This is a genomic window from Lacihabitans soyangensis, from assembly GCF_024343775.1.
GTDB lineage: Bacteria > Bacteroidota > Bacteroidia > Cytophagales > Spirosomataceae > Leadbetterella > Leadbetterella soyangensis.
The window spans coordinates 60,085-67,853 of the sequence record NZ_RJUF01000022.1 but is presented as its reverse complement, the minus strand read 5'-3'; the positions used below and the strand labels follow the sequence as shown (position 1 = coordinate 67,853).

Genomic DNA, 7,769 nt, shown 5'->3' with positions numbered 1-7,769 from the left:
CCATGAATTCTTTCAAAGTTATAGAATTCTCTGAATTCGTCTATTGTTCTTTTTGCTATTTTTATATTTTCAAACTCAAACCTCTGACAGACAGTTCTTTCCATAATTGAATGATAAGATTCAATATGAGCATTTTGTTGCGGTGTACCTGGTTTTGTAAATTCCTGTGTAATGCCATTGTTTTTTAGAAAATCTTGCACCACACTTGCTATAAATTGACTACCGTTATCGTTTCTTACTATAAAATTTTTAGGCAATCCAAACTCAGCAATGACCTTTTCAAATAGCTTTATTACATCTTCTTTTTTTATATTGTAAGCCATGTAATGGCCAATATTAAATCTACTGAATATATCTAAGATCGTTAATACTTGCATACTTTTACGTTGGCCACTTACCCAGACATATTTAATGTCAAATTCAAAAAAACTAAACTCTGTCTCCACTTTGGGAATCAAATCTTTTACTCGGTTTCGATTTGATTTTTTACTCGAAATCGGATTGCTTCCTCTAAGTAAATTGTTGATTTTCATTAATTTATAAACATAGTGTTTGCTTATTCTATATTTTTCTTTGTCCACTAAATGACGAAACGTTTTATAAGCTCCATAGTCAACAAAAGGCTTGGCGAACAATAACTTAATACGTCCAACAATTGCTGATTCTGTCACTTCTCTACCTTTAGAATCATATATAGTCGCATAAGGTTTTCTTCCAGCTTTGCCATCTGAGGGTTTATAATAAAATGAACTCTTCGATAATCCACAATGGCTCAAGACGTTTCTAATTGGAAATCCCTGGCTAATAAATTCAATAGCGACTTCCATTTTTAACTCTTTTTCAATTGACTTTTTTTTAAAAGCTCATCTTTTATTCTCAGCTCCAAAGCATTGTCGGCAACTATATTGCGAAGCTCTCGAATCTCACGCTCTAATCGCTTGATTGCTAAATCCTTGTCTGACTTCTTAATTGATTCTAAACCTGACTCTCCTGTCTGATCTAAAATCTTTTCCCAGTTGTAAATAGTTGTAGAGGATACTCCAAATTCAGCAGACGCTGCTCCAATACCTTTTTCTTTGTAAAAGGAAATTATCTGTAATTTCTGTTGCTGACTCCAGCTTTGACGATGCTTACTCATAATGACACAAAATTAAAAGTTAAAACTCTATTTTTGTGTCCTAATATTTATCGGGATGAAATCACCTATCCATAGATTCTACCTGTTGTATCGGAAGGTCTTTTTTTCGTTGAAGAAGTTTACTTAAATCACTTGGTTTTTCAATCAAAAAAATTTGAGGATTTTCAAAATCTCTTGGTTTTTCAATCAAAACTTGTGTGAACCCTAATTTTAATGCAGTAATGTTAATTAAAAAAAATAAAAATAAAGATTTCAAAATTATAAAAGTTTAAGTTAAATGTGTTAAGTTTTAATTTAATCTAACCCTATCAGATTTTCCCTAGTGACATTGGAAAGTATAATTATTGCAAAACTATGCTTAGTCTTCAGACAAAGTATGGGTGAACATCAGTCTTCAGCCCGAATTAAACAAATGCCTTTACCAAAAGTTAACATCAATATTAAAAATTAAAATACTTTTAAACGATTAATTTTAAGATTTAGTAACAAAATAGCGTATACAAATCTCAAACTGAAACACCCTCAGAATAAATAGTAAAAGGATCAAAATCTATTTCCTCATTTTTGCCCCAAACTACTGTGTCATATTTTACAGTTACGGTATTAAAAAAAGAAATATCTGCCAATGGTTTGTAAACTGTATATTTTAAATAGGTTAATACTGAAAATTGCTTTTGAACAGAAGGCTCAAATTCAACCTCAAGGATATAATTAGGTATTGGTTTTACTGACTTAATTTTTGGTAACATGATATTTTCACAATAAATCAATTCAAAATAGACTCTTTTGACACCAATTTATTGGTTTTTGCTTTCTCAATCATACTTCCAAAAATCAAGTCTTCCTCAATGTCTTTACTTAAAACACTAGTTTTTTCACCCAATTTTTTGGCCAAGTCCAACATCAACTTTGTTGTACTCTTTGATTCGGTTTGAATAATTATAGTTGCCATATTTCTTTTGTTTTTATACAAAAATGCTTATTTATTACTCAATTACAACTCTTCTAATTCTTACACTTTCTTTAATAGTAGCCGTACAAATTATGTTGAACTTCATGCAAAGACAATGCTGTCCTCGGAAATTCGCAGAGTCCCTGCGGAGACTCTGCTAGTACATGCCATTTTGCGAACTTTGCGTATTTCTTTGCGAACTTCGCGGTTAAAAACATCTCTGCCATCAATTCACCACCACACTTCCACCGCCCCAATAGCTACGTAAATTATTGTTGTACATGGCATCGGCTGAAACTGGGCCTTGTACGAATGTGCCTCTTGAGACAGCTCGGGCTAGGTAATAATAGTGTCGTTCGGTGTTGTCCACGTTTACGAAATAGTTGATTCTGTCGTCTCGGATATCGAAATATGTGGCATTTGAGGCATTTTTGATCCATGGCATGTCGCGGTCTTCTACCAGTCTTGGGTTTTCTATTTCTAGTCCAGCTGGTAGCATATCCGTCAGCACCACGTTGTCCACATTGTACATTAGGCCTGCTTGGACACTTACAGTTAATCGCACTACCACCAATTGGTTTTGTTTGAAAACTGGGCTTTTTATCACCTCGCCTGTGCGAGTGAAGTAGGTGCGACGGGCCTTCAAAAATTTGTCTTCAGCTATAAACTTATTGTCTTTTCTGATGCCTTCCGACTCGTAGTAATAATACAAATTATCGTTGAGCGACTTCACGCTTATGCCTTTCGGATATTTGGTCATGTCTATCCATTGTCCTTTGCCTTCAACAGTTCTAATCAGTTTTCCTTCTGAATAAATCTCGGCTTTTCCTGTCGATTTCTTGGTTTTCAAGATTTTGCCCATCGCCAACATCGAAAACGAAAGCTCCTGAGTATTCAAGTAAAGCGACTTATTGCTCAAAACGCCATTGAGCGACTGTGTCAAACTGGCTATTTGAGGGTTTAGTGGGTCAGTTTCAACCAAAGTGTTTAGCACCAAAGCAATATTTCTAATTGGAGAAGAGAAACTATCGTCGAGCATGCGGTCGTACACCTCTTTTACAAAAGTTTTTGGTAAAAGTTTTGAGTAAGAAGCATCATCGCCAATTTGTTTGAAGGCACAAGCCACCAAAAACTGTTGGTCGGAAGATAACTTTCCAAAATCGGCTTTGAGCTGATTCATGGCTGCAATGTTTGGGTCGTCAGTTAAAGATAAAACATAAAGTGAATATGCAATTTCGGTTTTCAAACGCTCTTTTTTCTTGTAAACCCCATTTGTAAGTGTCCAAATGGTTTCTTTGGTTTGCTCTTCGTTGGTGCGTTGAGTCAGATAATTTACCATCTGCATAATCACGGGTTTCGAAACCTCAAAGCCAGATTTTTGAGCTTCCAAAAGGAAATGCAAAGCATAGGCAGTTCCCCACCAATATTCCTCTGGCGAACCTGGCCAATAGCTCACAGCACCATTGTAAAGCAGCATCGATTCCAATTTTTGAATGGCAGCATTCACGTTGTATTGCGGATTCAACTCAGATTGGCCCGACTCAGAAATCTCGAGTTTACCATTAATCTGTTGAATCAAATCGTCGAGGTAAAGCTGCGGGAAAGCTTTGGAAACAGTTTGCTCTACGCATCCATGCGGATAGGCAAGCAAGGTTTCTAAACGATTGCCAAACTGCATCATCGGAGTATTTCCAATGTATATTTTCGAAGAAAAAGTACCTGGAATATAACCATCAGGTGCTGCAAACGCCAAATCAGTATTTTTTGCCAAAATGCCCGAAGTACCAGATTTTTGTAGAGAACCAGCTGGACGCACACTTATTTCGGTGGTTTTGGAGAAAGTTTCTTTGTCAGACTTTGCTATGACTTTCAGTTTCCCTAAACCCATTTTATCTTTTCCAGCTACTTCAAGGTCTAAATGTTTTTCTTTTCCTGGCTCTATTGGGATGTTGTTTTCTGCGAAATTACCCACTGAAATTTGTCCTTCGGTTTGCGTCGAAAGTTTTACTATTTGTGGAGTTTCCGTAGTGTTGAAAAACGTTACTGGCACTTTCACTTTGTCGGTTGGGCTTAAAAACAAAGGCATACCTACGCTTATGCTCACAGGATCTGAAACCGTCATTTTTTGTTCTTCAGAGCCAAATTTTTCGTCGTCATAGGCTACCACCATTATTCTAAGGCTACCTAAAAACTCAGGAATGTCAAACTCAAAGCTGGCTTTTCCTGAGGCATCTGATTTAATTTGACCACTCCATTTGGCTACCAATTCTGCACGACCATTGGCCAGTGGATTTACTCGCTTGCCCATGCTTCCGTCACCACCGGTGCTGCTTTTTCCGTTCAATTGAATTTCTGGTAAAAGCAATGGATACAAGTCGAATGAACGAACGCCCAAAGCCCTTTTTTGGTAAAAGTATTCGTTGATTTTCGGCGTTTCAGTGTTTTTTAATTGTAAAATACCTTCATCAACTACGGCGATAGTCAATTCAGTATTTGGTGAAGTTCTTACATCTACGCGTTGTTTGGTTTTTGATCGAGATTTTTCAACTGCTGTAATCACTATCGGTATCCTGCGTTTTGGGTCATCCACTTTGATGGTTTTCATTCCGTGAGCCGACATCAGCGGTAATTCTGGCTGATTCATAGCCCTTATCAAGGTGGCAGTGATATAGACATTTGGCAAATGAGCCGTTCCCAAATCAATCGTGATTTCTGCAGATTTGTTTTCAGTTTGCACAAATTTATGCTCCAAAATGCCCGCATTTTCTATCGTTATCAGCAGTTTCCCATCAAAAGGAGTTTTGAATATTGCCTTGGCTTTTTCACCTAAAAGATAATTTTCTTGATTGGTTTCTATTTGTACTTCACCGTCTGTATCGACCTCAAAAGAGGCTTTTGATCCATAACCATATGCATAAAAGTTAGAACTCACATAACTATCCGCATCGGCAGGTTTTACTCTGATTTCGTATTCACCCGATATTTTTGGAACAAAATTTTGTGTAATATTTTTTGTTCCAAATTTCAAATCCTGGCTTTTGATAAGCTTTTCTTTTTTCTTCGAAACATACCTGAGACCTTCGTCTGTTTTTTCCAAAACTGTTTGGTATTCAAGCAGGTAAATCTCCATTTTGGCATTGGCTGCAACGTTGGCTCCAGAAGGATTTAAAGCTGCCAATTCAATTGGAAAAGTTGCGTTAGTTCCCACGAAATAGGCTGGGATTTTTACCCCAAAGAATTGCTTTTGGGTATAAATCTCGAAAGTCTTTTGACGATGAACGGGTCTTCCAGTTTCATCAAATACAGAAACTAAAACTTTCCCTTCTAGCAATCCTTTGTTAGCAAACTTATCAGAAATATCAAAAACCTGCAAGCCTTGGCCTTGGCCATCTGTTATTCCGTTTCTGATTTCATTTTCAAACTTGGTTTGGTCATCTATTCCAAATGTAAATCCTTCAAAACCTTTAGGTTCGAAAGTTTTGCGTTTGATTGAAAAATCGAGTTCATACTTATTATCTGCCGCTGGCGGTCCAAAAAGGTTATTTGCTTGCAGCTTGATGGTGGCTTTTTGACCAATTTCCACTTTTTCTGGTGCATCAATGTTTACTTTTATGCGGTCAGGCATAAAGTCTTCCACCGAAATGCTTTTCGAGCCAATGAGCACATTGTTGCCCGTAAACACATCGACATTGTAAAAACCAGTGAGTGCCGAACGCTCCAATTTCACAGAATGACTAATGGCCCCCGAAGGATTGGTTTGCGTCATGAGCGAACTCACTTCTTTGCCATTGGGTTGTTTTACCTGAATTTTTATTGGAATATTTTTCGGAGTTTCCCAATTGTTGTTTCTGATTACAGTGTTTAGATTTATCGTTTCTCCAGGGCGATAAATCTCACGATCGCCATAAATAAATGCATCCAAACCAGCCTCGTTGAAGTTTTTGCCGGTAATGTCAAACTTCGAAGTTTCGATTTCGGTATCGTCAAATAGCAGATAATTGAAATCGTCTTTCGAATTAGCCGTAACCATTGCCACAGTAAAATTCGGATTATCTTTTTTTAGATTTTTGAAAACCACCATTCCATTGGCATCGGTTGTTCCTTTGGTTATTTCTTGATTGTTATTACTAATTAATTTTATCTCAAGGCCAGCTATCGGCGTAGTTTGCATGATAGAATTCGCCAAAACAATCACATCCTCTTGACTTTGAGACATTTTCGTTATCAAGCCAATATCTGATATCGAAACTATTTTTTGAATTTTTCGATAATATTCGTCTTCAGATTCTATCGAAATAAAGTAAATTCCTCGTTTGGCAGTTTGGTCTGGCAACGGTAAATTCAGAACCGAAACACCTTGTTTTACAGGCAAATCGGCGGTTTCGATTTTTTTGGAAGAAATCAAATCGCTGTAAATGTCAGCCTCTGAAGAGTAATAATATTCTTGTTCCTCATCCCCATAATAACTGCGGCGAGTGCCTTTCAGAAAAGGCAAAATGTTGTTTTCAAATACCTTAGAAATCGAAACGTTGACTTTCGGAATATTCACGATGTTGATGCCGATGTTTTTGTTTCCAACATTCGACATGTATTGGGCATTTTTGTTGGTAAATTCCAAATACGGATTCACTCTTCCGAAAAACGCTTCACCTTCATAGTCTTCGTCCATTTTTCCACCCAAAACCCCAACGATGCTTTTGTTCAAAGTGATTTTGTACAAATCATCTTGATTAAAATCACCTTTAATGGTAAATCCTTGGTCAGCAGCTTCAACTGAAAACCTCACAGCTGGCTCTATTTTTATATGCTTTTCCACTTGGGCAATATCTACTTGTTGAGTGGTTTTGATATATACATAGCCTTTCAGCTTCTTGAAACTTGTCTGCATTTTCAATATTTCCAGCTTATCTGCAGGCAAATAATCCAAATCAAGTTTCTCAGCATTTTTGAATTTTTGAGGATTATCAGCCTTTGCTTCTATTTTGGCCATTATTTCTCCTTTTCTGGTATCTGGAAAAGCCGTTAAGGCCAACACCAAATTGGTTGAATTTTCAGCCGGAACCATTTTGTAGTCAAGTTCCTTGTTGCCATCCAATATTTTTATTTCGTCTTTTATATTGTGGGCATCATATTTTCCATTTAGTTGCAAAAGCACTCTTGCCTCTTTTTGATTTTGCTTGTTTTTGGCAAAATATACTTGGGCATCCTTTACTTTCAGATAAGGTGTATGAAACTTGATGGTTTCGTTTTTATCAATACCCATTTTCCCTTTTTTCCTTTTCAAAAGGTTCTCTGAAAGCTTTGCTTTGTATTCGTTGGCAAACTTCATGGGTTTTGATGGCGAAAAAACCAATTCTTTTTTTCCTATCCATTTAAACTTTCCCTCAATTTTCGGCTCAAAATCCATGTAAGGTGTGCTTTCCCATTTGTTGAGGTCACCGTCAAACACGAGTTCTTCGTCAAACTCAAAAAAGAGATTCTGTAAAACTTCGATTTCATCGCCAAAACCAACTGATTTGATGCCGACTTCGGGAAGGTGATTGCAAGAATTGAAGAAGAAAACGAGAAGGAAGAATAGGATACCGCGTTTCATTTTAGGTAGTTTAAAATTTTGAGTTTAACGGAAATTTAGGCTATAAATTGAAGCAAGTTAGTGGTTTTTTTGATAGGGTAAAATAT

Annotated in this window: 6 protein-coding genes; all 6 read right to left on the bottom strand. The window is 36.8% G+C overall.

The genetic code is table 11. The annotated features are described in order from the left end of the window. Positions 1-827: DDE-type integrase/transposase/recombinase (locus EGI31_RS09605; RefSeq protein ID WP_255037015.1), on the bottom strand; the 827-nt coding region annotated here is incomplete at its 3' end. Between the two features lie 2 nt (positions 828-829). Then, positions 830-1,138 (bottom strand): helix-turn-helix domain-containing protein, encoded by a 309-nt coding sequence (locus EGI31_RS09600; protein ID WP_255035463.1) that lies wholly within the window; start codon positions 1,136-1,138, stop codon positions 830-832. A gap of 61 nt (positions 1,139-1,199) precedes the next feature. Next, positions 1,200-1,394: a hypothetical protein gene (locus EGI31_RS09595; RefSeq protein WP_255037014.1), complete on the bottom strand. Its 195-nt coding sequence runs from the start codon at positions 1,392-1,394 to the stop codon at positions 1,200-1,202. Between the two features lie 250 nt (positions 1,395-1,644). Beyond that, positions 1,645-1,887, bottom strand: a complete 243-nt coding sequence (locus tag EGI31_RS09590; protein WP_255037013.1) for a DUF2442 domain-containing protein — start codon at positions 1,885-1,887, stop codon at positions 1,645-1,647. 17 nt (positions 1,888-1,904) lie between these two features. Next, the gene (locus tag EGI31_RS09585; RefSeq protein WP_255037012.1) at positions 1,905-2,090 is read right to left on the bottom strand and encodes a hypothetical protein; all 186 of its coding nucleotides are present in this window, start codon (positions 2,088-2,090) and stop codon (positions 1,905-1,907) included. A gap of 226 nt (positions 2,091-2,316) precedes the next feature. Beyond that, positions 2,317-7,683: an alpha-2-macroglobulin family protein gene (locus tag EGI31_RS09580; RefSeq protein ID WP_255037011.1), complete on the bottom strand. Its 5,367-nt coding sequence runs from the start codon at positions 7,681-7,683 to the stop codon at positions 2,317-2,319. Positions 7,684-7,769: the final 86 nt, after the last annotated feature.